General features: G+C 49.8%; 27 protein-coding genes and 2 tRNA genes. 12 read left to right on the top strand and 17 right to left on the bottom strand.

All coding sequences use genetic code 11. The annotated features are described in order from the left end of the window. Nucleotide 1: 1 nt before the first annotated feature. Entirely contained in the window at nt 2-919 is a 918-nt protein-coding gene (locus tag SIB79_RS01545) for a 3'(2'),5'-bisphosphate nucleotidase CysQ (RefSeq protein ID WP_063403636.1), read from the bottom strand. A 24-nt stretch (nt 920-943) separates the two neighbouring features. Between SIB79_RS01545 and rsmI the strand changes: the two genes are divergently transcribed. Next, the gene (gene rsmI / locus SIB79_RS01540; protein ID WP_063403635.1) at nt 944-1,813 is read left to right on the top strand and encodes a 16S rRNA (cytidine(1402)-2'-O)-methyltransferase; all 870 of its coding nucleotides are present in this window, start codon (nt 944-946) and stop codon (nt 1,811-1,813) included. A gap of 44 nt (nt 1,814-1,857) precedes the next feature. Next, nucleotides 1,858-2,079, top strand: coding sequence for a hypothetical protein (locus SIB79_RS01535; RefSeq protein ID WP_063403634.1), 222 nt, complete (start codon nt 1,858-1,860; stop codon nt 2,077-2,079). Between the two features lie 36 nt (nt 2,080-2,115). Here the strand turns inward: SIB79_RS01535 and SIB79_RS01530 are convergent, their stop codons facing one another. After that, complete coding sequence (locus SIB79_RS01530) at nt 2,116-2,940, bottom strand: hypothetical protein (protein WP_063403633.1); 825 nt, start codon at nt 2,938-2,940, stop codon at nt 2,116-2,118. A 67-nt stretch (nt 2,941-3,007) separates the two neighbouring features. Here SIB79_RS01530 and SIB79_RS01525 point away from each other — a divergent pair. Continuing rightward, nucleotides 3,008-3,081 (top strand) — tRNA-Arg (locus tag SIB79_RS01525). A gap of 171 nt (nt 3,082-3,252) precedes the next feature. After that, the gene (locus SIB79_RS01520) at nt 3,253-4,062 is read left to right on the top strand and encodes a hypothetical protein (RefSeq protein ID WP_063403632.1); all 810 of its coding nucleotides are present in this window, start codon (nt 3,253-3,255) and stop codon (nt 4,060-4,062) included. A gap of 125 nt (nt 4,063-4,187) precedes the next feature. On the opposite strand, the gene SIB79_RS01515 is transcribed toward SIB79_RS01520, so the two are convergent. Next, nucleotides 4,188-4,325, bottom strand: coding sequence for a hypothetical protein (locus tag SIB79_RS01515; RefSeq protein ID WP_155724639.1), 138 nt, complete (start codon nt 4,323-4,325; stop codon nt 4,188-4,190). 7 nt (nt 4,326-4,332) lie between these two features. Here SIB79_RS01515 and SIB79_RS01510 point away from each other — a divergent pair. Beyond that, a tRNA-Arg gene (locus SIB79_RS01510) sits at nt 4,333-4,399 on the top strand. A gap of 561 nt (nt 4,400-4,960) precedes the next feature. Here the strand turns inward: SIB79_RS01510 and SIB79_RS01505 are convergent. Then, nucleotides 4,961-5,176 (bottom strand): hypothetical protein, encoded by a 216-nt coding sequence (locus tag SIB79_RS01505; protein ID WP_063403631.1) that lies wholly within the window; start codon nt 5,174-5,176, stop codon nt 4,961-4,963. A 418-nt stretch (nt 5,177-5,594) separates the two neighbouring features. On the opposite strand from SIB79_RS01505, the gene SIB79_RS01500 reads away from it, so the two are divergent. The 3 genes from SIB79_RS01500 to SIB79_RS01490 all read left to right on the top strand — a co-directional run bounded on the left by SIB79_RS01500 (nt 5,595) and on the right by SIB79_RS01490 (nt 7,361). After that, the gene (locus SIB79_RS01500) at nt 5,595-6,059 is read left to right on the top strand and encodes a secondary thiamine-phosphate synthase enzyme YjbQ (RefSeq protein ID WP_063403630.1); all 465 of its coding nucleotides are present in this window, start codon (nt 5,595-5,597) and stop codon (nt 6,057-6,059) included. An 897-nt stretch (nt 6,060-6,956) separates the two neighbouring features. Continuing rightward, nucleotides 6,957-7,139, top strand: coding sequence for a hypothetical protein (locus SIB79_RS01495; protein ID WP_063403629.1), 183 nt, complete (start codon nt 6,957-6,959; stop codon nt 7,137-7,139). Between the two features lie 75 nt (nt 7,140-7,214). Continuing rightward, complete coding sequence (locus tag SIB79_RS01490) at nt 7,215-7,361, top strand: hypothetical protein (protein ID WP_196757611.1); 147 nt, start codon at nt 7,215-7,217, stop codon at nt 7,359-7,361. 411 nt (nt 7,362-7,772) lie between these two features. Here the strand turns inward: SIB79_RS01490 and SIB79_RS01485 are convergent, their stop codons facing one another. Next, complete coding sequence (locus SIB79_RS01485) at nt 7,773-8,105, bottom strand: hypothetical protein (protein ID WP_011825262.1); 333 nt, start codon at nt 8,103-8,105, stop codon at nt 7,773-7,775. A 776-nt stretch (nt 8,106-8,881) separates the two neighbouring features. Here SIB79_RS01485 and SIB79_RS01480 point away from each other — a divergent pair. Further along, on the top strand, nt 8,882-9,634 hold the full coding sequence (locus tag SIB79_RS01480) for an MBL fold metallo-hydrolase (protein ID WP_063403628.1): 753 nt from the start codon (nt 8,882-8,884) through the stop codon (nt 9,632-9,634). Between the two features lie 477 nt (nt 9,635-10,111). On the opposite strand, the gene SIB79_RS01475 is transcribed toward SIB79_RS01480, so the two are convergent. The 3 genes from SIB79_RS01475 to SIB79_RS01465 form a co-directional block, all read right to left on the bottom strand. Then, entirely contained in the window at nt 10,112-10,267 is a 156-nt protein-coding gene (locus SIB79_RS01475) for a hypothetical protein (protein ID WP_196757079.1), read from the bottom strand. Nucleotides 10,268-10,586: 319 nt separating this feature from the next. Further along, complete coding sequence (locus SIB79_RS01470) at nt 10,587-10,778, bottom strand: hypothetical protein (protein ID WP_011825258.1); 192 nt, start codon at nt 10,776-10,778, stop codon at nt 10,587-10,589. Between the two features lie 680 nt (nt 10,779-11,458). Further along, nucleotides 11,459-11,836, bottom strand: a complete 378-nt coding sequence (locus SIB79_RS01465) for a hypothetical protein (RefSeq protein WP_236072631.1) — start codon at nt 11,834-11,836, stop codon at nt 11,459-11,461. A gap of 5 nt (nt 11,837-11,841) precedes the next feature. Between SIB79_RS01465 and SIB79_RS01460 the strand changes: the two genes are divergently transcribed. Further along, nucleotides 11,842-11,988 carry a hypothetical protein gene (locus SIB79_RS01460; RefSeq protein ID WP_236072630.1) on the top strand — a complete coding sequence of 49 codons (147 nt, stop codon included), beginning with the start codon at nt 11,842-11,844 and terminating at the stop codon, nt 11,986-11,988. Nucleotides 11,989-12,033: 45 nt separating this feature from the next. On the opposite strand, the gene SIB79_RS01455 is transcribed toward SIB79_RS01460, so the two are convergent. The 3 genes from SIB79_RS01455 to SIB79_RS01445 all read right to left on the bottom strand — a co-directional run bounded on the left by SIB79_RS01455 (nt 12,034) and on the right by SIB79_RS01445 (nt 13,788). After that, nucleotides 12,034-12,636, bottom strand: a complete 603-nt coding sequence (locus tag SIB79_RS01455) for a hypothetical protein (protein WP_063403626.1) — start codon at nt 12,634-12,636, stop codon at nt 12,034-12,036. A 684-nt stretch (nt 12,637-13,320) separates the two neighbouring features. After that, nucleotides 13,321-13,527, bottom strand: coding sequence for a hypothetical protein (locus SIB79_RS01450; protein ID WP_041384534.1), 207 nt, complete (start codon nt 13,525-13,527; stop codon nt 13,321-13,323). After that, entirely contained in the window at nt 13,528-13,788 is a 261-nt protein-coding gene (locus SIB79_RS01445) for a hypothetical protein (protein WP_063403625.1), read from the bottom strand. A gap of 900 nt (nt 13,789-14,688) precedes the next feature. Between SIB79_RS01445 and SIB79_RS01440 the strand changes: the two genes are divergently transcribed. After that, complete coding sequence (locus SIB79_RS01440) at nt 14,689-16,392, top strand: protein adenylyltransferase SelO (RefSeq protein WP_063403624.1); 1,704 nt, start codon at nt 14,689-14,691, stop codon at nt 16,390-16,392. Between the two features lie 187 nt (nt 16,393-16,579). On the opposite strand, the gene SIB79_RS01435 is transcribed toward SIB79_RS01440, so the two are convergent. The 6 genes from SIB79_RS01435 to SIB79_RS01410 all read right to left on the bottom strand — a co-directional run bounded on the left by SIB79_RS01435 (nt 16,580) and on the right by SIB79_RS01410 (nt 19,949). Further along, nucleotides 16,580-17,092 (bottom strand): hypothetical protein, encoded by a 513-nt coding sequence (locus tag SIB79_RS01435; protein ID WP_063403623.1) that lies wholly within the window; start codon nt 17,090-17,092, stop codon nt 16,580-16,582. A 21-nt stretch (nt 17,093-17,113) separates the two neighbouring features. Beyond that, the gene (locus SIB79_RS01430; protein WP_268873545.1) at nt 17,114-17,239 is read right to left on the bottom strand and encodes a hypothetical protein; all 126 of its coding nucleotides are present in this window, start codon (nt 17,237-17,239) and stop codon (nt 17,114-17,116) included. Nucleotides 17,240-17,560: 321 nt separating this feature from the next. Further along, nucleotides 17,561-17,758 carry a hypothetical protein gene (locus SIB79_RS01425; protein ID WP_063399427.1) on the bottom strand — a complete coding sequence of 66 codons (198 nt, stop codon included), beginning with the start codon at nt 17,756-17,758 and terminating at the stop codon, nt 17,561-17,563. A gap of 90 nt (nt 17,759-17,848) precedes the next feature. Further along, nucleotides 17,849-18,769: a tRNA glutamyl-Q(34) synthetase GluQRS gene (gluQRS, locus tag SIB79_RS01420; protein ID WP_063403622.1), complete on the bottom strand. Its 921-nt coding sequence runs from the start codon at nt 18,767-18,769 to the stop codon at nt 17,849-17,851. An 88-nt stretch (nt 18,770-18,857) separates the two neighbouring features. After that, on the bottom strand, nt 18,858-19,133 hold the full coding sequence (locus tag SIB79_RS01415; RefSeq protein ID WP_011130763.1) for an HU family DNA-binding protein: 276 nt from the start codon (nt 19,131-19,133) through the stop codon (nt 18,858-18,860). 159 nt (nt 19,134-19,292) lie between these two features. Then, nucleotides 19,293-19,949 (bottom strand): MBL fold metallo-hydrolase, encoded by a 657-nt coding sequence (locus SIB79_RS01410; protein ID WP_063403621.1) that lies wholly within the window; start codon nt 19,947-19,949, stop codon nt 19,293-19,295. Between the two features lie 77 nt (nt 19,950-20,026). Between SIB79_RS01410 and SIB79_RS01405 the strand changes: the two genes are divergently transcribed. Continuing rightward, nucleotides 20,027-22,096 carry a glycogen debranching protein gene (locus tag SIB79_RS01405; RefSeq protein ID WP_063403804.1) on the top strand — a complete coding sequence of 690 codons (2,070 nt, stop codon included), beginning with the start codon at nt 20,027-20,029 and terminating at the stop codon, nt 22,094-22,096. Nucleotides 22,097-22,105: the final 9 nt, after the last annotated feature.

The following is a 22,105-nucleotide window of genomic DNA, read 5'->3' as shown; positions in this document are numbered from 1 at the left end:
TTCAAACCTGAAAGCCGGGATCAATCTCTTGCATCGCCCGCGCCGCTGCTTCACAAAGCTGGGCGTGGGCGAGGCCATGGCTGGCGATCAAACATCCGGCCTGACGCACATCACCGCTGTTGTAAGCAAGCTGGCGTCCATCAGCATGAGTGAAACATCCCCCTGCCGCCATCAGCACCGCCTCTGGAGCCGCCATATCCCAATCTTTTGGAGCACTACGACCTGAAAGAGAGATATACAAATCTGTTTCTCCGCGCAAAATCGTGGTCACCTTGCAACCCACACTGCCCACAGCCTTGCTACCACCAAGAGCAAGACTCTCTAGCAGCTGTTCAAGCCTGTTGTCGCGGTGGTTGCGACTCGCTACCAGCATCAACTCACCAACAGCCTGGCGCTGACTAAAACGCACCGGCGAACGTTGTCCCTGCCGGTCTTCGCACCAAGCCCCAGAACCAATCACACCGAACCAAAGCTCCTCGGCTTCTGGCAGGAGTACCACGCCAAGCACTGGGCGTTGACCACGCACCAAAGCGAGATGCACGGCGTATTCACCTGTGCCCTGCAAGAAGTCCTTTGTGCCATCCAAGGGATCCAGGATCCACAACCATTCCGCCGCTAAGGGTTCGCCCGCAGTGAGTTGCTCCTTGGCCGTCTCCTCACTCAATAGAGTCCAATCTGCCAAGGGGAAATTCGCTTCTAAGCCATCCAGAAGCCAACGGTTCACCGCAAGGTCAGCGGCAGAAACAGGCCCCTCTCCACCATCGTCAACACTCAGAGCCTTAGAAAATCCATGCGGTGGCTGTTCTCCCCTGGCATAGGCCAGCAGGATGTCTGCAGCACCCCAGCTCAATCGCCTCAAGTGCTGCAACAAAACCTCCAGATCCACACCAACAGGGAGAAGAGGTGCGTTCGGCATCATGAATAGACACGTGCAAGCCTCATTTTGAGCCAGCGAGAGGAACCAGCACCAGGGGTGCTCTATGTGGTTGGGACGCCCATTGGTCACCTCGGAGATCTCTCCCCCAGAGCACGCTCTGTGCTCACGAATGTCTCTGCCATCGCCTGTGAAGACACACGCCATAGCGGCCATCTACTCAACAGCTTGGGCGCGCAGAATCAACGTTTCAGCTTCCACCAACACAACACCAAAGCTCGCCTCCCCCAACTACTTCAACTGCTCAACGAAGGCCAAAGCCTGGCTTTAATCAGTGATGCCGGGCTGCCAGGCATCAGCGATCCCGGCGAACAACTCGTCGCAGCCGCTAGGGCAGCTGGGCACCAGGTGATCTGTATCCCCGGCCCCTGTGCAGCAACAACCGCCTTAGTGAGCAGCGGACTTCCATCTGGCCGCTTTTGTTTTGAAGGTTTTCTAGCCTCCAGAGGCAAGGAACGGCGGCAGCAGCTGGCAGCGGTCGCCAGCGAGACCCGAACAACCATTCTTTACGAAGCGCCACACCGTCTGGTGCAACTGCTGAAAGAATTGGCGCAACTTTGCGGGGATGAGCGGCCCTTGCAGGTAGCCAGGGAACTCACCAAACGCCATGAACAACAAGTAGGGCCAACGATCGCAGCAGCCCTACAGCATTTTCTTGAAAACAAGCCTCTAGGGGAATGCACTCTTGTTCTAGGAGGTGCTCCAATTTCAGGACCAGATCAGCAAAGTGACGCGCATTGGCGAGCGGAATTGGCAGCGTTGATGGCCAGTGGAGCAAGTGCAAGCGATGCCGCTCGACAACTCGCTCAACAATCAGGACAATCCAGAAGGGCTCTCTATGCCCTTGTACACCAAATGGTAGAAAACGAGATTGAGTGAACTCCTAGAAAGGGCAAACTAAGGGGAACCATCGAAAACACATCATGCGGCTGCGGCTGCTAACAACCAGTCTTGTCAGCGGCGGATTGCTCCTGGTCGTGCTCTGCTTGGGAGCCCAAAATCTCAATGATCGCCACAGTCTCAGGCTGGGTGATGCCAAAAGCGCAGAGCTCCCCACAGGTTTTCTGGTAGGGATTTCAATCGTCGCAGGTGTCATTAGTGGCGGCAGTACAGCCGCTCTGCTGCTGCCCAAGCCAAGAGCCTGAACGACTCTGACTCTGAAGCGACGAATCAAGAACCGTTCAGATCGATGGGGCTTGAGAATCAAGGGCAATCAGTGAACCCTCCAGCACCAAACGAGTGATTCCGCGAGCCAACAGATAGGAGGTGGTGAGCTCAAAAACGCTTGTATCAGGTACCTTGATCACCCTTTGACTACGTCCACACTGACGTTTGGCAGAACGGGGATTCGCAAACAAACAAAGAGCCCGTCTGTCTTGATCATCATCGGCTAGCAAGCCCAACTCTGAGAACTCCTTCAGCGGGCGTGCATCAAGTTCAACTGTCTTGTCGACAAGCATATAAACACTGCTAGGTAACAAGCCAGGCAAGAGAGGCTGACATTGAACTGTTGGACGATCATTGAAAGCAACAGAATCTGCGACTAAAGGAACCAGCTCACGAAACACCTCGGACTCAGGGAGATCCCCCATGTCCGCCTCGAGAGGATCATCTTCGCTCGAGTCTTCTTCCAGATCATCACCAAAGTCATCGGCATCATCGAGAGCAAGAACACCTGCAGCTTCGTCGTCCAACGCGAGCTCATCCAACTTCCCCTCTTCAAGCTTCACCTCATCAAGCGAATTCAGCGTCGATGAGCTCGACTCTGATGGATCCTTAACGGGTGCTTCTTCAACAACAGAGAGAGTTTTAGAGATGGCACCACGCTGGGCACGAGAAGCCTTCACCGCGGCATAGTCCGTCTCTGAAAGCAGCGTTTTAACGGTGCGCGTGACAGTATTAGGACTGCAGCCGTAAGCCTTGGCAAGGCTTGCTGTGGCATCACCTGCCCTGTAACGCTCCACAAGCTCAGATTTCTGACTATTGCTGAGCCGGCTGGCCGCCATCGGATGCAAGTTCGCAGCCTCTAACCATAGGAGGCCAACTCGATGTTGACTGCCAAAATGCTGTAGTGCTCCCTTAGCTCAGCTGGATAGAGCAACTGCCTTCTAAGCAGTCGGTCGATGGTTCGAATCCATCAGGGGGCGTTGAGATCTCAGCGATTGGGGTTCCTAGCTGGAAGCCTCTCTGCGTCTCAGCCTCATCCGCCACTCGACAACGGTCGATGTGCAGAGGGCGATCGATCTCATCACTGTTGCAGTCGCTGACGTGCGTCCTTGAAGCCTCTAACGTCCGATCGATCGTCTCGATGAGGTTCCATGACCGACGCCCCATCCAGTCCGCGTCTTTACGTTGGTCTCGCGATCCGGGAAGGCTGGCAGACCTTCCGTCGCGCTCCCTGGCCGTTTGTCTTCTTCGCTCTTGCGGCTTTCATCCTCTCCACTTTGGTGGATCTGATTCCAGGCCTAGCAGGCTTCATCGCCACAACCTTGGTGAGCCTCTGGGCCACCATCGGATTCATACGTGGAGCATGGATCGGCCTGAATGGCAATTCTCCGCAGTTCGGTGACTTCATCGCCATCAATCCGGCCGCGATCTGGAGACTGTTCAGCCGCCAGTTCATCCTGGTAATGCTGCTGCTGGCCATCGGCACTGCCGTTCTAAGGCTCGCTCTGATCGCCGCTGATGCAAACGAGATGTTCAGTGAGCTTTGCAGGCTCATTATGGCGACAGATCCGTCCGATCCCGACCAGATCACCGCCTTAATTCCTGTCATCCAGGATCTGGCCATGACCGTAATACCGAGCCCCAGCGCTATTGCCGTTCTGCTAGTCGGATCCCTGGTGGGTGCCTACCTCCAGGTGAATCAGGCCTTTCTCGGCTATCTCGCCGTTATCAAGGGCCTGGGGCCGATCGCCACGATCCAACGAGGGATCACCACCGTTCAAGGCCAGTGGTGGCAGGTTCTTGGGCTTCTGGTGATACAGGTTGTGATCCTGCTCCTTGGGGTCTGCGCCTGTGGTTTTGGTCTGCTGGCCGCGGTTCCAGTGGTCTTCGGAATCACAGCTTCGGCCTATCGGCAACTGTTTGGAGGAGACGATACGGCCGGATTACTCAACGGCCGCTGAGCGGCACAAAACCCCCGATTCCCAGAACCACCAGGAGCAGCTGCGCCACCTAACTGACCAGGAGACCGACCACCATCACCAGGCCCACCCGAGCCGATTGAATGCCTCGCTGAGTCCAGCTGAATTCAGGTGATCGCTGACGCAGGCTCCAGTCCTTCATCACAGCCACACTCAACCACGGCGTGAAACAGTCCGCGCTCTCTGGCGAAGACGCCGATCAGCACACCTGCTTCCGCCCCAAGCGCAGACATGGCAGAAGGCAATGGGGTCTGCTCAAGAAGTTGGATAGAGCAACTGCCTTCTAAACAGTCGGTCGATGGTTCGAATCCATCAGGGGGCGTACAGCCAGAAGAAACGAGTTGAAGAATTCTCCAACCGCACCTCAGCTTTTTTGCAATGAGCGCGCTTAATTTTTACTTTAGTGAAAAGCCATTCATCATTGAGCGGATAACATCTTCTATCTCAGCTCGACACTAGTGAGCCCCACAGTGGTGTAATTTGAAGACATTCTGTACTTCAGCGGATGATTGCCAGAGTAGTTGTTCTTTTGAGTTAGCAAAAGCCTTGAGCGCATGTTCCTTTATTGTGTTCGCAGCACTTAAAATTACCTAGCAAACAAGATCATTCATCTACTCACCCTCGCCAGGGATATTAACCATCAATCCAAGAGTAAAAATCAATAATAAGTCAAGCAAACATATTCCGGCAAGTGAATTCAAAGGCAGAAGGTGTCGCAAAAAAGACAAAGATCCACCAATGCAAGCTCAAGGCATTTCTGGAGATCAACATGGAATGGTTACGAGTTGATTAAAGAATGACGGCACGATAATGAGCAAGGATTGCAATCTATATACAAATAGAGATCTATTCTTAAACCGATTGACTTGCCTGTCCAGAACTAAAACGTATCATTATTGACTTTCTCTGCAAAAATGCATTCTTGAATGGCCGCTTCATCAGCTTCGCAGACTAATGCAACAGAAGTCAAATCTTCAGCTTTTGCGGCTTCATCAATTCCATCTAGTTCACGCTGAGTTAGCTCTATAACAAATGCCTCAAGAAGATTATATAATCTTACAAATCTAACGAAAAGGTCTTTAAGGTCAATCCACATGCCCTCAAGGAGGGTTTTTATCTCCTCAGCCTTTTCACCTTTCTTGAGCAGAAGGATTAGAGCCCCAACTCATAAAATAATGCCCCAAAAAAAAAGAAGAGTAAGCCCAAAAACAACTAGAGCAGCAATGGACCCCCTTTTGGCGCACTTAGACGATCACGCACATATCCATTTACGACAAGCATCCTTCAATAAAATCCAGAAATCAAAAGCGCTCATCTTTAATCGAGAAATGACTATTCCATTCGATTGACTCGGCTTGGGTGCTGAATGATGGGATGGCTAAAAGAACAGTCCTCCAAGCTGTGTCCATCTTTCAGAAGCTAGAGGTAGTTGCAAAGACTGACTTACATAGGAACCAATTTTCAGCGACAAAATAGCAATGCAGCTAATTTCATCACTGACAAGGTTTGCCCCCATGCCTACTGATGAGATCAACACTCTCGAGCGGAATAAGGGTCTGATCACGGTGATGACCGAAGGGCCATTGGCCTTTCATCGCATCAGTGAACCCCTACAGCAACTCATCGAGCAACACGGTTTCAGGGAGGGTGCTGTGGTGCTGGCCGGTCTGCACACCACCACAGCCCTGATCGTGAACGAATGGGAAGAACGCCTACTTGAAGACATCAAGCATTGGCTCAATCAATTGGCCCCAGCGGATTTGACCTGGAAACACAACGACCTTCATCTTCGCCCCAATATCCCTGAGGATGAACCGCGAAATGCCCATGCACACTTACAGGCGTTGCTGCTCGGGAATCACCTCACGGTTTCTGTCCAGGATGCCCAACTCGTGCTAGGTCAATATCAAGACGTCATCCTGGTGGAGTTAGACGGTCCACGACGACGACAGGTTGGCGTGAGCTTTCTGGGTGCTTAAAACGATCCCTCAAAATCAACCAGCCCCCAAAGTCTTTACAACCATCTTAATCAACACCAACGCGATGAGCTAAGAGCCAAGCGTTGCTCCTGACCAGTGCAAAACGAATGCAAGAAAAAGCATCTCAACAGGCCAATCACCTAGCCAAGACAAAAGATCAAATAGGTGCACCAATGAAAGCTCTGCTGGAATGCCACCACAATTTTTTTTATCGAGGTCATTAACACTCATCACTCAGAATAATTCTGAACGCCCTTGGTATCCAGAAGCTGAACAACTTGGCACACTTGATTGAGCAGATTTCCCCTATGCATGAATTGGTTAGCACTTAAAGCCAAATACGCCGGCATACAGACCTATCAACCAAAAGGTGTCCTAAAAACAAATCGCTGCTCTTGACGACTGCTCAGCCAATACTGCTAGAGGGTGATCATTCGATTTTTGAGCAATTCAATGAACATTGTAAAAATATATTCGCCATTGTGAGTCTCCTATCTACTATCACGAATCGACTTGGTCGGGTGATCATGACGCTCAACAACTTCCTAATGATTGGGGAAAGAAGCCCTCACCGGCAAGGCTAGGAGCCTGCATCCCTCTTGAGGGTCTTGCTAACGCGAGTATCCCATCACTGGCAATAGAGTTTGATATCCCTGCCAAAAATGGGTACTTAGGAAGTATCCCCCCCTGCGCGAGGTGTCACCTGTATTCCTATAGCAAATAGGTTTAAATTGTTTCACTACTACCATGAAAAGTTTCATATCTAAGGAATATTGGTTATCTAGGCCGCCATCTGATTGGGAGCAGCCTTGCTAACTCAACCCAGGAAAATAAACACAACTGAACTGTATCCCAGAGGATATTTGCTCTAATGTCTTTTTACTGTCAACACTAATGATGAACTTGCTCGCCACTGCAGGGCCTTTCGGCATCTCGCCTTCAGCTGATCAACTCATGGTGATCAACCTTTCCGCAATCCTTGTGGGCATCACATTCAATGCTCCTCAGAAGGTCATCAAATGGGGCGGACTGGTCATCGCTGTTGTGACTGCAACCTGTGCACTCTGGTGCGGACACTAAGAACTCGGCAGCTTTCAGCTTGGGGGCAATATTGACCTCTTTAAAAAGCTAGCCATCAGGCAATCCACCAAGCTCATGAAAGGTCTCAATGTGCTCGTCCATCACGCTTACCCATCGCAGCAGCAACGATGGCAAGAAGAACAACTGCTTTGTGTGACCACATCAATACCACCCTGCTTAATCAGAACGGCCAAGACTGTGAATGCGCTTGGTGATCCCTAAAGGTTCGTTTGATCTAATAATGCTGATAGCGCACCTGCTATTGAAGCCCCAGATGTCACTGACATCAGCCTGAAGACAGTGAAAGCACTAGAAGCATGCTTAAGCAATCAGCCATGTGATCAAACTCACCAGTGGTATACAGCCAGCCCACTGCCTCTCAAATGAAGATGAAGATGCAAGAACCTGCCAAAAGCGGTGGATCACGAAAACAAAAAGTCGAAAACGCTATAGGGGAAAAACAATAAAAAAAGTCCAGCTTTAAAAGCTGGGCTTTTTAGTGATATCAACGCTAATTAAATCCAGTGATGATACTTCTGAGAGATTGGTTGATCCAATCAGTATCAATGAAAAGTGCCTATCAATTTAGATCTAACTGCTCATGCGAGCACCAAGAAGAAAATTGGCGAGCAATCAACCACCAGACCTAGAGAGTTGCCGCCCCAACTGGTCGAGGACAAGCAATCCAAGGATCAGCATAAATAGGCCAACAGCCAAGGAGGGGCCAACCAGACCGCGAGCCACCTCTACCACCGTCACAACGCTAGCCAGCAGCACAATGCCGACCAGCCATGGAGTCCCTGTGCCCCAACCTCTCAGAGAGCCATACACGCCGGAAGAGGGCAAGATATAACCAGTGAGGATAAGGCCAACGATCACGAAGACACATACCAAATAGAACTGCCAACCGAGAGTCCCGGTAAGGACGATGACAGGGGAGCCGAAACTGCCAAGAACTGGAGGCATAATTTTTTAGCAGCCTTTACTTGAAGACGCCGAACCTTACCACATTTAGAAAAAATGAAGCTGGGCTCCGCTAAAAATTACAACAGGCGCCATTCCTGACGGAATTCACGATCGGACAATCTGATCAGTTTGATGTGATAGCAATAGATCTACCCAGATTTTTGTTCGCCATCTCTACATCAAAGCAAAAGCCTGCAAATGCTTGACTTCGAATTTAGCATGCATTTTATATCATCATTTCACAAGATTTACAGATCAAAAGATACCTCTAAACAACCAAGAGAATGAAGCTAGATCTGCGGTATTCTAGGGAGAATAGATGAATTGAGCAAGCGCAATAAATCAAACAATCATCACAATTCCAAGCCAATCTCTACTGGCTTATTAATACTTTTTTTATTTTCCAGCCACCTTAAAAGGCTCTTAATGAGTCGCCTAAATATTCGACTTCCGAAGCAGATGTCTCGCCAATCGATTAAGTTGGGATGGTCGTCTTTACTTGTGAGGGCAGGCGTTATCAATGGATGAAAGTTCATTGAGAAAGAGGCCTGCACCAAAATTTGATTGTTCTAAGGCAGAGCTCGCATGCCTAGCTCTATCAACGACAGATCACGACTCAACAGCATGCGACTTGGACATGATCGCCATGCAGAGCATGATCTCTTTAAAAGGAGATGGCAGCTGCCAGTTAAAAGAATTCCTACCTGCAAGACGGGTGCATCCAACAATCGATACCAGATCCCCGATAGGGTCAGATCTCAGAGCCTGAGCAGATCATGAACCTGGCAGCGACCTATTTTGGTGCCAACGGTTGGTTGCTGGAGTTTGGTGCCTGCAGGGTATTAGTGGATCCCTGGCTCACCGGCCAACTCTCCTTCCCACCAGGCCCCTGGTTGCTGAATGGCCGGCTGCCCCGCGACTGGGCTGTGCCTGACAACCTTGATCTGCTGCTTTTAAGCCAGGGTTTACCAGATCATGCCCACCCAGAAACACTGCAACTTCTTCCCAGAGATCTCAAGATCGTTGGCTCCCCCTCGGCCGCAAAACTAGTTGGGCGCTTGGGGTTTACACAAGTAACGCCATTGCATCCTGGAGAGAGCACCAACATCGCTGGACTCACCATCCGCGCGACCGCTGGAGCCATGGTGCCCTCGATCGAAAACGGTTATTTCATCAGCCATGCTGACGGCAAGATCTACCTTGAACCTCATGGTTTTCTCGACAGCAAAATCGAATCACAATCCGTTGATGCGGTGATCACCCCGGTGGTTGATCTTGGTCTGCCTCTTGCAGGTGCTTTTGTGAAAGGCCGTCAAGTCCTGCCTGAATTGCTCAAAAGATTTGAGCCAAGCACCGTCCTTGCTAGCACTGCTGGAGGGAATGTTCGCTTCGAGGGGCTGCTGAGCAGCTTTATGCAGATGGAGGGATCAGCAAAAGACGTTGCCGAAATGATGCCTGCTCAGGTCAATTTCATTGACCCAGAACCCGGCAAACGCTACGCCCTTACCTCCAAGCAATCTCTGGTTTAACCATCTAGCTGATGAGCCCCGTCAGCAAGCTCAAGAGAATCTCAAACTGACGAGATTGAGGCCATGACAAAGACAAAAGAAGGTGATGTTGGCAATCAATCGTTCTTTCAGGCCAGAGGCTTCTGAAAGCTGTCTCGACTCCAGCTAAGCAAAGCAGGAATCTCTGGAGCGTGTCTTGAAAACGAAGGGGTTATTTTGATCTGAGCTTTAACGCTGCGAAAACTGGCTGAAGCTGAGACTGTGCCTCTACACAGGGATAGACATGATTCATCTCATGCAAATTTCCTTGCTCTGAAGAGCACAATCCACATCAGGATTATGGTGTTAATAGCAAACTATTTTCTAAAAGGATCATCTGCTGTTCCTTGAACGTCAACGCAATTTTGATAGCCCATTTTGATTTTTTGCCCGCACAAAAAAAGACCCGGATCAAAAATCCGGGTCTTTGAATACAAATTGACTATTCAAACTAGAGACTCAGCCACCGTGGCAGGAGAAGGCACCCATCAAGAAGTTGTGAACGCCTGGTACTGTGCGATCCAAGCCATAAATGAAGAGAGTCGACGCAAACAGAGTGGCCAATGTCTTCTGAGCCCAGTTGAGGCCTGAACTTCTTGAGAGTGCAGAATTCATTGATCGCAAAAGCAAACGTCTATTAAGACTAGCGCCTTTTCATGCTTTCGCTGTTGCAAACATGAATTGAAGTACAAGCCTCATTGATGAGCCCAGCCCCGCAAAGCGCCAAGAAAGCACAAGGGAACAGAACAGCTCGACTCAAGCCATGCAAAGCATGGTTGGCGCGATTAGCAAGCAGCGAAGGATCACAAGGCTTAAACGGCGACAGACTCAGCACTTGCATGGAAATACAACACCTGTGGCTTGTTCAAGCGGATTGAAAAACAAGTGTTTTCTCCGCAAACCTCTATCCATAAGGGGGGGATTGAGCTGCTTGCTATTCCGAAAAATTCCAGCTAATCAGCCCAATCGCTGTTAAGAACCAAAGCGCTACTACAAATGCACCAAAAGCCCAACTACCTCCTCTGCCAACGGCCCACAGCCAAACAAATAGGCCGATAAACGCCAACACAATTTGAATCAAAATGTCTTGCTCAACAGGCAACGCAAGGAGCAGATCTCTGAACATGGATCAACAAGTAGATCACAGCTTCCATCATTAACAAGTGTCGACGGTGGAAGGAGGCAGGAAAAGAGCTTTAACCCTTAAAAACCATTATAGCATCAGCTCACCAGACTTGAAAGGGCAGAACATTAAGGAGGCCCATGATTATCAGCGACCCGAGTATGCAAATACCCTGGATTTTGCAGGCATGCTTTAAGTCATTAATCAACAAAGTTATAGTTTTTCATAGAGCTAATCGCGGGCAAGAAGCTCAATACTGAAAGTCAATAGACAAGCAGGAAAGGTTCTTTAGGGCCACTGGCAAACTAGATTAGACGCTGCGAGCCATTGCATTGTCTTGATACAGATCCATTACAATTCACAAACTTAGAGATTGGTCAAGCAGCAACAAAAGATGTGATTACTCCAAAAGCTGTGTATGAACTGCTTCCTATCTGCAACGAAATAAAAAACAAAGTCTTCTCAGCTGTAGCTCCAAGAATAGGAATCCTAATGTTTCTATGGCCAGCTTTGCCAAGCCCTGCTGCAAGGATCAGTGAGCAAGGCTTGTGCTGCATCCACCCTGGGCTATCAAGAAGCGCACGAGAGTCAAGACAATATTTACGCTGACGGTCAGGGTTAACTGGTTAACAATAAAGACGATTAAAAGCAATTCAAGAGATCACTAGTTCTGCTCTCTTAGATCACAAGCCTCGACAACTGTTCCTGACCTCCTCCAGCATGATCACAGCATCATCACCACGTCCAGCTCGAAGTTGACTCATGATCACATCGGCTTGCAAGCCAAGCAGCAAGGTCTGACAGGAATAGTTGCTCTGAGCTCCTGCTCGTCTCTGCAGGGCTTCGGCCCGCAGTAAAGCGGCTTGGCATGCGTTGAGCTGACCAGATTGAAAGCATGCGAGTGCTAGCGGCGTGAGGCCTGGAAGCTGAGCCGCTCTTACAGGAATCATCCCTAGTAGTGGAAGAAAGCAACAGAGCAGGAGCTGAGGGCGAGAAATTAACGCCTTACTCATTTCGTCATCGCTATAGCGCAGCAGGACATGCCAGAGGTTTACAACCAAAGCAAATGGCAGATGCGATGGGCCATAGCTGGGAAGTGCATATGGGCAGCTATGCCAGGTTTATGACTCGCGATCTGGCTGATGCTTTTGATGCGGTGAATGGCTCGAGTGCAAAGGTGCAGAAAGAGAAAAAAGAAACTCTTAGGGAGTGACTACCCTTTCCACGAATTTTCTCGCCACCACTAATTCAGTTTAATTTATTGGAAAGTGTCGAAAGGGGTAGACGAATGGTGAAGCACTATTCGTACAATTCCAGGCTTTGGCTGCCAAAAGGTCCATGTTTTTTCTGGCATTGCTACTTCACCATTGGAATCTGTTAGTTTTACAAAACCCATAGTATTAGCAGTATCGCCCATTAGCTGAATGGTATCATTCATAATTTCACACTTCTTCCAGTTCCTGTATGTTGCGAAGCCCTGCTTAGGCCCGAAGCGATCGATATCTGGATCAGGACCCACAAAATACGCTATTGCTCCATCCCGGGTGTGGCGGAATGTAGAATCGCCAACTGCATAAGTAGGCTTGAATGCGACAGGCCCGTACTGATAAGCATAGGCTCCATCAATAACAGCTACAGCTCTGTCTTTTGCAAGTTCATAGCCACCCTTCTGATAGGCTTTGCTGATTGCTAAAAGAGCACTACACCATCCTCTTTGTGCCGCCTTTACCTCTTCGAGAGTGATGTTGGTGTCGAACACTTGCAAAGTTTCATTTGCTTTGGCAGCAATATTTGCAAAGCCAAAAAACGAAAGAAGGAGAGATACCCCCGCGATATGCAAAGGCTTAAATTGAATTGTCATACCCTAGAAACGAATTGACTTAATCATATATATAGATGCCTGCTTGAATTGAAGCATTTGACACACAAGTTAATCCGTTCACATAAGAACATTCTGATTCCATTGGCTTTTCTAAATCTCACTGCAAGTTGATGCCAATCCTCAGGAATTTGATTGAGCCTTACATCCCAAGCCCAAGGCAGTCGTTGTTGGCCTGGTGAGAACTTTTTTTCTTGCTTCTAGATCTTCTTGCACTGCTCACCAGTCGCTTGAGCATGCGGCTACCCCAATGGCACTTTGGAGCAGCTTTACTGTGATGGCGATAGCGCTGGCAGAAACGCTCATAGCGCTTGGAACATCAATCCAATATTGACGAAAGATTTAAGAAGACTGAGCAACATTAACTGATTCTATCTGTTTTCAGCCTGACGCATCAGCTTTATTCAATTCAGTCGATTCTTAAACTCATCAGCTTTAGATTGAACTATAAAAGATTTTTTAATCAAAATATGATGACAAAGAACGAACACTCTTCACACACTCACTTTTTCGTTGATTAAGAGCCCAATAGAGGAGTAGCATCGAAACACGACACTCCTCACACAAGTTTGTCGGTATGGGCGCTGCTCGATGAGGGCGCCTTTTTCATGGTTTTGACGTGCCTAGCGATGAGCCTTAGACGATGGAGTGACGTCAGCTGTTTGTTTAGTCTTGCTCTTCCTCGACAGCATCAAGTACACGCGATGCCCATATCGCATCAATGATCGCTAGCAGGGAACCGGATGCATAGAACACACGCCAGAACTGTTCATCAGACATAACCGAGAGGGTGAGCATGAGCACGCACAGCACGACATCGATCACAACCGCACGCCAGATCATCCTTGGTTCCCAAAAGGGCTTTTTGTCCACTTAGTTCCTGTATTTGTTATCTGGGCTTACGGGGTTAACCACCTTGGTATCACAGGTGAAACCTCCATCTGCGTTGGCAGTGCAGTTCTCTGCATCAATACTGGTCTGTTCATTCACCAGCGGCTGGTTGCTCTTGCGCCGGAAGTACACGTCACTCTCTTGAGAATGTGAAACCAATTGCTCAGACTGATTGCTGCATGCCATCGCAGGGGTGCACATCAGAACTGCTGCCGCTGCAGCGGTTGTCAACGAGCGAACCATGTCTTGGTGATTGCGTCAGGCGCAGCCTAGTGACGATTCAACGGAGACGGAAAGGGGTCACAGTGTCAATTTTGGTCAGACAAAAGAACCAAAATCCTGTTAGAGGTCGTGATCCAACAGGCTGGCCCCTTGCTAACGGTGGAGTGCACCCCCCTAATCGCTCCGCATCTCAGGGAAACAGCTGGTAATTCGGATCAGTTCCCTTACTTGCTCTTGATCGTATGAAGACAAGGTTGTCCCAGGTACCCCACTGCCTTCTACTAGCCCTGCCGCTTTCATTTTTTTCCTGATCAGAGCTTTCCTCTCAGAGCTCGTCATCGCTTTGAAGCGTGCTCTTCTCTCTTGTTTACCCATAGGGTGTAGACCTCAGCAGTGATGGGAGACAGGTCTTCTCTCTGTATACGGTGGCATTCAAATCAAAAGGCTTCTCCTTCAGGCATCCCACACCAAACCAGTACCCCCGATAACGAATCGAGCGGGTAAGGGCTGGATTCAGCAGCCAGGATGGCATTGCATTGCTATATCTAGAAGTGCTGTTTAAGCATGGGTGAGCTGGATGATTCTCCACTACCTTCTTTTTGATATCCCTCCTTTCTTTTGGAACGTTCTTCTTGCAGGCTCAATAGTGTTATTTGGTGCAACGTGTTCCCGCATCCTTTATGTGAAGACAGCACACCTCTACCCACCAAAAAAACAAAGGGCTTAAAGCCATTAGAAGAGTAATCGTTGAATACTAAGGTGGGTTGATGCCTAGATCAGGCTTAGCAGCCCACTGCAGCAAAAAGAATTTCAAGAAAACACACTAGAGAAGTTCCTTAGACTCAACGTTTTTGCTTATACGCTAATGTTCAAAATACATAGAGGACCGTTGGCGAACCTTCTAAGTCACTTTTAACAAGAATGTCGTATCCATCTGAATCATCTGCTTCTCGCTGGGTAACGACAGTCGATGAGTTTGAGAAGCTGGCGGATTATTCTCTGATGGATAGCTTAAATACTGACCCTGATTCCACGGTAGATGGTGATGATCACCTTGCCCGACAAGTTTTTTCTGGTCATTTCGTACCTGTAACACCCACGCCGCTTAAAAACCCAGAATATGTAACTCATAGCAGCACATTTTTTAATGAACTTGGCTTGAGCAACGAGCTGGCATTTAATGAAAAATTTTGCAAGTTATTTTCAGGTGATCTCTCTGCTACGCGTGAGCCTATGCGACAGGTTGGCTGGGCAACTGGTTATGCACTATCGATTTATGGCAGAGAATACACCCAACAATGTCCATTTGGTACTGGTAATGGATATGGCGATGGCAGAGCGATATCTGTATTTGAAGGGATCATTAATGGCCAACGCTGGGAAATGCAATTAAAAGGTGGTGGTCCAACGCCTTACTGCCGTGGTGCCGACGGACGCGCAGTACTACGTTCAAGTGTGCGTGAATTTCTAGCGCAAGAATATATGCAGGCTTTAGGTGTTCCAACATCGCGTTCGTTAACACTCTATGTTTCTAAATCTGAGACAATCACCCGCCCTTGGTATTCTCAAAACTCTCAATCCACCGACCCTGATATTTTGGTGGAGAATCCTGTAGCAATTTCAACTCGCGTCGCACCATCCTTTTTGCGAGTTGGTCAACTAGAATTATTTGCGCGTCGCGCTCGCAGCAATACTCATCCAAGAGCATTAGAAGAGTTGCGCATGATTGTGTCGCATTTAATTGAACGAGAATACAAAAATGACATTAATCAAACCCTTTCTTTTACAGTTCAATTGGTGGAGTTGGCGCGGCTATTTCGTGATCGCCTTACTTTATTGGTAGCAAATTGGCTCCGCATTGGCTACTGCCAAGGCAATTTCAACAGTGACAATTGCGCCGCGGGTGGCTTCACCCTCGACTATGGACCATTTGGATTTTGTGAACTCTTTGATCCTAAATTTCAGCCTTGGACTGGCGGCGGCAAACACTTTTCATACTTCAATCAACCAATCGCGGCGGAAGCAAATTATCATATGTTTTGGAAAGCTTTAAGGCCGCTACTTGAAGAAGATGCTAAAGCCCTAAAAGAGTTTGTCCAGGTGCGTGATGGCTTTGAACAAGCCATGGATAAACAAATCCAAAAAATGTGGGCAGCTAAACTTGGCTTGAAAGAATACAACTCCAATCTATTTGAGGAATTGTTGCAATTAATGATCAATTCAAAAGTGGATTACACCATCTTCTTTCGCGAGCTATCTCATATACCAAATGATTTATCAACATTAAAAAAGAGCTTCTACATCCAAACTTCAAAACAAATCGATGAGCGATGGAAATCTTGGCTGCAAAGCTGGCGCGACCTCGTGCTTAACAAAGGCAATTCAACGGAAACATCAAAAACCATGAAACTGACTAATCCAAAATATACTTGGCGAGAGTGGTTAATTGCCCCTGTTTATCAGCAAGCCGAAGAGGGCAACTATTCCCTAGTGAAAGAGCTGCAAGAAGTGCTAAGCCATCCTTATGATGAGCAATCAAAAGAAATAGAAGATAAATATTATCGCCTAAAACCTAAGGTATTCTTTAATGCTGGTGGCATATCGCACTATAGCTGTTCATCTTGAGGCCAAATAAAAACTAAACCATTGGAATCATAAATTTCATGCGAGAAAAAGCTTTAGCCATTGACTCAAAAAAAAGCAGTGACTTCATTATCAGTGCGCTGATGGATCTCGGCCAGAATTGAAAGTCTATTCAAGTCATTGATAGGCAGCCGCCCAAGCAGAAAATGAAATCTCCTGATCAGCTGAATCATCTAGCAGTAATGGGGCCAATCACATTGCTATTAGTTCGATTCACATTCCCATCACTTGTAGAAACAGTCAGGACGGCCATCAGAGAACGTCCTAGATCGTCGCTTCCAAGCTGATAGGTGGTTTCAGAAGCGTTCGCTACAAGCTGCCAATGTCCGTTACCTTTGCGGCGATACCAGTGAATGTGAACCGATTCAATGGCGTCACCATCCAGTATCAGGTCCGCCTTCAGCAGTTCTCCTTCAAGAGCATCTCCTTCCAAAACAAAACGACTTAAACCCTCGATGTTTTGTTCGACCTGCTCTTCAGACTTTTGATCCTCTGAAATGCGGCCTTCTAAAACATGAATCTGTTCCTGCGGAGAAGCAGTTAGCCCAGGAATGCACTGAAGACTGCCATTCTCAAGTCGGCATCCGGGCAACATGCCCTGTGCCTGAGCTCCCTGCCATCCCAGGCTTAAAGCCACCAAAGACATAAGGGAAACGCACTTTATGCGAGAGGTGGGGCTCATTGATTCCAACTGAATGTCACTTCACGTTGGCAGCCCCAAGCCGATGGTCAATGCCTTCTCATCAACTGATGCCAGATGATTGCCCCGCAACCACATCACACCAACCAGCGCCCTCTGATTGAGCGAAGATCGAGAATCCAATGCCATCGCGACTCACCTGGCGAGGCACTCTTCTTCTTGCTTCTAGTTCTTTCTTGCAGTTGCTCACAAGCGTTTTGAAAATCCGGCCATCCTAGTGGCAATTAGAAACACCCTTGGCGTGCATAGAGATACCACTGGCGAAAGCGTTTAAAGCGCTTGATCGCGCCACTGAGCGTTGCCAATAACATCAAGAAACTAGAGCTCAATTGACTGAAGCTCTCAACTCATACTTGTCTTAATGCACAACATTGATGTATTGATCAACCTTCCCCTTTCTTAAGGGAGCTGCATAGTCTTAATCGCTTGCAAAAGCTTAAATAATCTCGATCAGCTCACCACAGGAGCAGCAATAGGAGTCTTGATCGTCTGTTCTGCTTGAAGATCTCCACCTGGAGACTGCAGCGCGTAACCAGTGTTCAGCTCTTCTATGACGCTCCCCTGGCCAAGACAGTCCAAGCAGGTACGAAACCTCAGGTGACTGATGCGTTGAATGCCACTACCTCCGCAGTTAGGGCAGATCGACATTGATTGTGTGCATTAAGTGGCTATTTATTTTCATACATTTTTGCGCTTGTGATCCCGAAGGCTTCGTTAAGAATTAGAGCCGTTGTGCCTTTAAGGTTTCAGCACGCTTTTCAGAACCCCCTCCTTCTTCTTCAACTCACTCAATAACTCCCCTGCCGTGAGTTCAGCACCAAAAGGGACAAGGCTCTGGCTAGCAGCAAGCAAGCCCACCACATGAGAAGGCCCCAGTCCCTCGGAACGCAGGCTGTCCAAACCAGCATGTCCCTCGCGCTTGGCCAACTTTCGGCCTTGGTCATCACACAACAAGGGCACGTGGCGATAGATCACAGGCCGCTCTGAAATCGCATTGATCAAAGCAAGCTGAGCATTCATGGCGTCAAGCAAATCTTCACCGCGCACCACCTCGCTAATCCCGAGCGTCAGTTCATCAACAACCGTCGCCAAGTGATAAGCGATAAAGCCATCAGCGCGCCGCAAAATCACGTCCCCACTGGTATGGGAGAACTCTTTGCTCACCCTTAAACGCCAACTGGGCAGCCTGCCCTCATGCCACCCCCAAAACAGCTCCAGATCTCGACACGTGCCTGGGTAAACCAAGTGCCGCCCAGCTGGTGCTGAGATATCAGCCAACATTCGCCGGCTACATCGACAGGCATACAACTTGCCCTGACGCCGCAGAGCCGAGAGGAAAGAGTTGTAAAGCCCACGGCGGCGGCTCTGAAACACCACGGGGCCATCCCAATCAAGGCCTAACCAGTGCAAATCCTGCTGCAGGCTCTCAACCGCTCCCACACGATTGCGAGGCTGATCCAGGTCATCCACCCGCAACAGCCAAGCCCCATTAGCCAAGCGCGCTTGCAACCAAGACACCAGAGCAGTGCACAGATTGCCCAGGTGTAATGGTCCCGTCGGAGACGGGGCAAACCTGCCCCGATAGCCCTGATTCCTAAGGCGCTGCCCCGCTTCCATCTGCTCATACAGATGATCAGGCAGTTCAGAGGACGTGGCCATTGAATCAATGGAAGGAGCCCTGACTCAGTAGGCCCACAAATAAAAGGCGGCCGTGACGACCGCCCGTCTGCAAACAAGGGCTAAACAATCAGCCCTGAACGCGATCTTTGAACATCTTTCCTGCGGTAAAAGCAGGCACACGCTTGGCAGGGATTTTGATCTTCTGCCCTGTCTTGGGGTTCAGACCCTGACGAGCGGAACGATCACGAGGCTCGAAGGATCCGAAGCCAAGGATCGAGACCTTCTTCCCCTCCACTACGGAATCGATGATGGTATCGATGGCAGCATCCACCACCAAGGAGACATCTGTTTTCGTTAGCTCAGTACGGGCTGCGACGAGGTTGACCAGGTCAGCTTTGTTCATAGGAAAGGGGTGATGGTACGGAAACTGTTCAGTGACAGAGCAGAAGACGAAATCCGTCCCTGCTATCCCGATTCGCGCTAATCGTATGGACTCAAGCCGCTGCCGGCAACCGAAAGGGACCGTGGCGCAACGCTTTATACGAAAATTGAACAATTTGATTCACTGATTTGCCTGCGATTTCCAGGCATCCCATGGGGCCAATTTCTCTCCTCGGAGGGGCCCAAGGGGAGCACCAGAAGCCAGTACAGGCCTTGAATCTGAAGGAATCCATTGGCGCAATTTTTGCAAGCTTCTGAGCTGGCGAGGCCAATGAAAAGTCCGCCGATGCGCCAATGGAGCCAATTGAACAAACGCGACAGGAATCAACAAACGTCCACAGAAAAGTACGTTCCAAGGATCAGGAGCAAAAACCACGCAGCTCCCTGGTGTTGGCCCAGGCGTCCAAAGCAGCCGCAGCCCCGCAGCGGTGGTGTGTTGATCAGCAAAGCTGTCCAGCGAAGTCAGCCCGGGCAGGAGATAAGCCTCCTGCTCCTGCACCAAGACAGGCCATCCGAGTGCATCCTGAAACGCACGCACCCTGCAATGCCCTTCTCGACTGGTCAGCAAGATCCGGGCCGTGCGCCCCGAGGCGAGCTGTTTTAGAGCCTCAAGAGTGGTTGTCGTTAAAGGCGGACAGTCGATTAAGACGGGTTCGGGGTCACATCCCAGCCACCATGCTGTCCCCCCGTCACAGTCTCGATTGGGTGGGAAAACCCATAGGGGCCCGCTCAGCTGCTCTGGAGGATTGCCCGACTCCAATGCTTGGGACAACGTCATGACATTGTGAAACGGGCTGAACTTCTTCGCTTGTGCCCAATGCTTTCTGCCTCGCCGCAGACACAGCTGTAAGCAAGATGCATCTCGGCACTCCTTGGCCCCTGGGCAGCACGATCACAACACGAGGCGTCAATTTCTCTGTGGCCGCCCCAACTGCAAAGCGCGTGGAGCTGCTGCTGTTTGCCGATGCAAATGACACGCAACCAGAACACATCCTCGAGCTCCAGCCTTGCCATCGATCCGGCGACTACTGGCATGTTGAGGTGGAAGGATTGCAAACTGGCTGCTGTTATGGCTATCGGATCTTCGGCCCCCACAACCCTGGCAGCGATAGCTTTCACCCCTCCAAGGTGCTGCTTGATCCCTGCACAAGAGCCATCAGTGGCTGGGACATCTATCAAAGAGAACAGGCCAAGGGATCGTCGCCCAATATCCAATCCTGCCTAAAGGGAGTGGTGTGCGAACGAGAACATTTTGACTTCGCATCCCATCCACGCCCCAGGACCCCATGGAACCGCAGCGTGATCTACGAACTGCATGTAGGAGGGTTCAGCAGCGGCCCGAAGTCAGAAGTAACACCTCAGCGTCAAGGCACCTTCCTGGGACTCATTGACAAACTTCCCTATCTGCGACAACTGGGTATCACGGCCATAGAGCTGCTACCTATTTTTGCTTTCGATCCCTCTGATGCGCCAACGGGGCGGGACAACTACTGGGGCTACAGCCCTCTGAACTGGTTCACTCCCCATCCCAAATATGTTCATGGTGACGATCCATTGCAGGCTCGCCAACAAGTTCGCGAGCTGGTTGCGGCCTGTCATGACGAGGGTATTGAAGTCATCCTTGACGTGGTCTACAACCACACCACAGAAGGCAGCCTTGATGGCCCCACACTCAGCTGGCGAGGCTTCAGCGATGCTCTCTATTACCACCAAAACGACAGTGGCGAATACCTGGATGTAAGTGGTTGCGGCAACAGCATCGCCGCAAATCGTCCAATCGTGAGGCAGCTGATTCTCGAATCGATGCGTTGCTGGGCCATCGAACTAGGAGTCGATGGCTTCCGCTTCGATCTAGGGATCGCCCTGAGCCGAGGCGAAGGCCTAAAGCCGCTCGAAGACCCTCCCCTATTTGAAGAGATTGAAGCTGATCCAGAGCTCAGCGATTTAAAACTGTTTAGCGAACCATGGGATTGCGGTGGCCTCTATCGACTTAGCGATTTCCCAGCACAACGAATCGGAACATGGAATGGCCATTACCGAGATGACCTACGTGCCTTCTGGAAAGGAGACGAAGACAGCGCCTGGAGGATGGGACAACGCCTAAGCGGAAGTGCTGATCTCTACAAAGGTGAACCAGCTCCGCTGGGACGTTCCCTGAACTTCATCACAGCACACGATGGCTTCACCCTCAATGACCTGGTGAGTTTCAACCGCAAACACAATCTCGCCAATGGAGAGAGCAACCGCGACGGTGAAAATCACAACAACAGCTGGAACAACGGCATTGAAGGCCCCTGCAGTGACCATGCCGTGCAGGCCCTCCGCCATCGCCAGATGCGCAATCTGATCGCCACCCTGCTGCTTTCAAGAGGAGTGCCAATGCTTTTGATGGGAGATGAAGTGGCCCGCAGCCAGGGGGGGAACAACAACAGCTGGTGTCAGGACAACCCGCTCGGCTGGATGCTCTGGAACCCTGAACAATGCGATATGGATTTGCACCTCTTCGTCAGCAGGCTGCTCATGATTCGCCACCAACTTTCGGAACTCTTCTCTCCCATCAATCACCCCCCTGAAGAAATGCCCGTACGTCTTCAGCAGAGTCCAGACGATCTCTGGCTGCAATGGCATGGTGTTGAGATCGACAAGCCCGATTGGGGCAGCTGGTCCCATACCATCTGCTACAGCCTGAATCGAGGCTTCAGCGGTGCGGTGATGTGGATGGGCTTCAACGCCTACAGCAAAGCCATGCACTTTGATCTGCCGGAACCGACTTCTGCCTGGCACCGCATCCTGGACACAGCACGTCCTAGCCCTGATGATCTACCCGCAAGACCTCATGCATGGACTTCAGAGGACATTGATCTGCAGAACCGCAGCATGTTGATCTTGCTGGCAGAGGAATACGCCTCAAAACTCAAGCTCTAAAAGGCAAAA

The sequence above is a fragment of the Prochlorococcus sp. MIT 1342 genome, from assembly GCF_047304495.1.
In the GTDB taxonomy this organism is placed as follows: Bacteria; Cyanobacteriota; Cyanobacteriia; order PCC-6307; family Cyanobiaceae; genus Prochlorococcus; species Prochlorococcus marinus_D.
The sequence above is the reverse complement of the archived record's forward strand: the minus strand, read 5'-3'. Positions and strand labels throughout refer to the sequence as shown.

What these genes read in the sequence shown, in the direction of transcription:
- SIB79_RS01545 (WP_063403636.1), bottom strand. Translation starts at nt 919, where the DNA reads ATGATGCCGAACGCACCTCTTCTCCCTGTTGGTGTGGATCTGGAGGTT.
- SIB79_RS01535 (WP_063403634.1), top strand. Translation starts at nt 1,858, where the DNA reads ATGCGGCTGCGGCTGCTAACAACCAGTCTTGTCAGCGGCGGATTGCTC.
- SIB79_RS01530 (WP_063403633.1), bottom strand. Translation starts at nt 2,940, where the DNA reads ATGGCGGCCAGCCGGCTCAGCAATAGTCAGAAATCTGAGCTTGTGGAG.
- SIB79_RS01520 (WP_063403632.1), top strand. Translation starts at nt 3,253, where the DNA reads ATGACCGACGCCCCATCCAGTCCGCGTCTTTACGTTGGTCTCGCGATC.
- SIB79_RS01505 (WP_063403631.1), bottom strand. Translation starts at nt 5,176, where the DNA reads ATGTGGATTGACCTTAAAGACCTTTTCGTTAGATTTGTAAGATTATAT.
- SIB79_RS01500 (WP_063403630.1), top strand. Translation starts at nt 5,595, where the DNA reads ATGCCTACTGATGAGATCAACACTCTCGAGCGGAATAAGGGTCTGATC.
- SIB79_RS01495 (WP_063403629.1), top strand. Translation starts at nt 6,957, where the DNA reads ATGAACTTGCTCGCCACTGCAGGGCCTTTCGGCATCTCGCCTTCAGCT.
- SIB79_RS01490 (WP_196757611.1), top strand. Translation starts at nt 7,215, where the DNA reads ATGAAAGGTCTCAATGTGCTCGTCCATCACGCTTACCCATCGCAGCAG.
- SIB79_RS01485 (WP_011825262.1), bottom strand. Translation starts at nt 8,105, where the DNA reads ATGCCTCCAGTTCTTGGCAGTTTCGGCTCCCCTGTCATCGTCCTTACC.
- SIB79_RS01480 (WP_063403628.1), top strand. Translation starts at nt 8,882, where the DNA reads ATGAACCTGGCAGCGACCTATTTTGGTGCCAACGGTTGGTTGCTGGAG.
- SIB79_RS01475 (WP_196757079.1), bottom strand. Translation starts at nt 10,267, where the DNA reads ATGAATTCTGCACTCTCAAGAAGTTCAGGCCTCAACTGGGCTCAGAAG.
- SIB79_RS01470 (WP_011825258.1), bottom strand. Translation starts at nt 10,778, where the DNA reads ATGTTCAGAGATCTGCTCCTTGCGTTGCCTGTTGAGCAAGACATTTTG.
- SIB79_RS01460 (WP_236072630.1), top strand. Translation starts at nt 11,842, where the DNA reads ATGGCAGATGCGATGGGCCATAGCTGGGAAGTGCATATGGGCAGCTAT.
- SIB79_RS01455 (WP_063403626.1), bottom strand. Translation starts at nt 12,636, where the DNA reads ATGACAATTCAATTTAAGCCTTTGCATATCGCGGGGGTATCTCTCCTT.
- SIB79_RS01445 (WP_063403625.1), bottom strand. Translation starts at nt 13,788, where the DNA reads ATGGTTCGCTCGTTGACAACCGCTGCAGCGGCAGCAGTTCTGATGTGC.
- SIB79_RS01440 (WP_063403624.1), top strand. Translation starts at nt 14,689, where the DNA reads ATGTCGTATCCATCTGAATCATCTGCTTCTCGCTGGGTAACGACAGTC.
- SIB79_RS01435 (WP_063403623.1), bottom strand. Translation starts at nt 17,092, where the DNA reads ATGAGCCCCACCTCTCGCATAAAGTGCGTTTCCCTTATGTCTTTGGTG.
- SIB79_RS01430 (WP_268873545.1), bottom strand. Translation starts at nt 17,239, where the DNA reads ATGGCATTGGATTCTCGATCTTCGCTCAATCAGAGGGCGCTGGTTGGT.
- SIB79_RS01425 (WP_063399427.1), bottom strand. Translation starts at nt 17,758, where the DNA reads ATGTCGATCTGCCCTAACTGCGGAGGTAGTGGCATTCAACGCATCAGT.
- gluQRS (WP_063403622.1), bottom strand. Translation starts at nt 18,769, where the DNA reads ATGGCCACGTCCTCTGAACTGCCTGATCATCTGTATGAGCAGATGGAA.
- SIB79_RS01415 (WP_011130763.1), bottom strand. Translation starts at nt 19,133, where the DNA reads ATGAACAAAGCTGACCTGGTCAACCTCGTCGCAGCCCGTACTGAGCTA.
- SIB79_RS01410 (WP_063403621.1), bottom strand. Translation starts at nt 19,949, where the DNA reads ATGACGTTGTCCCAAGCATTGGAGTCGGGCAATCCTCCAGAGCAGCTG.
- SIB79_RS01405 (WP_063403804.1), top strand. Translation starts at nt 20,027, where the DNA reads ATGCATCTCGGCACTCCTTGGCCCCTGGGCAGCACGATCACAACACGA.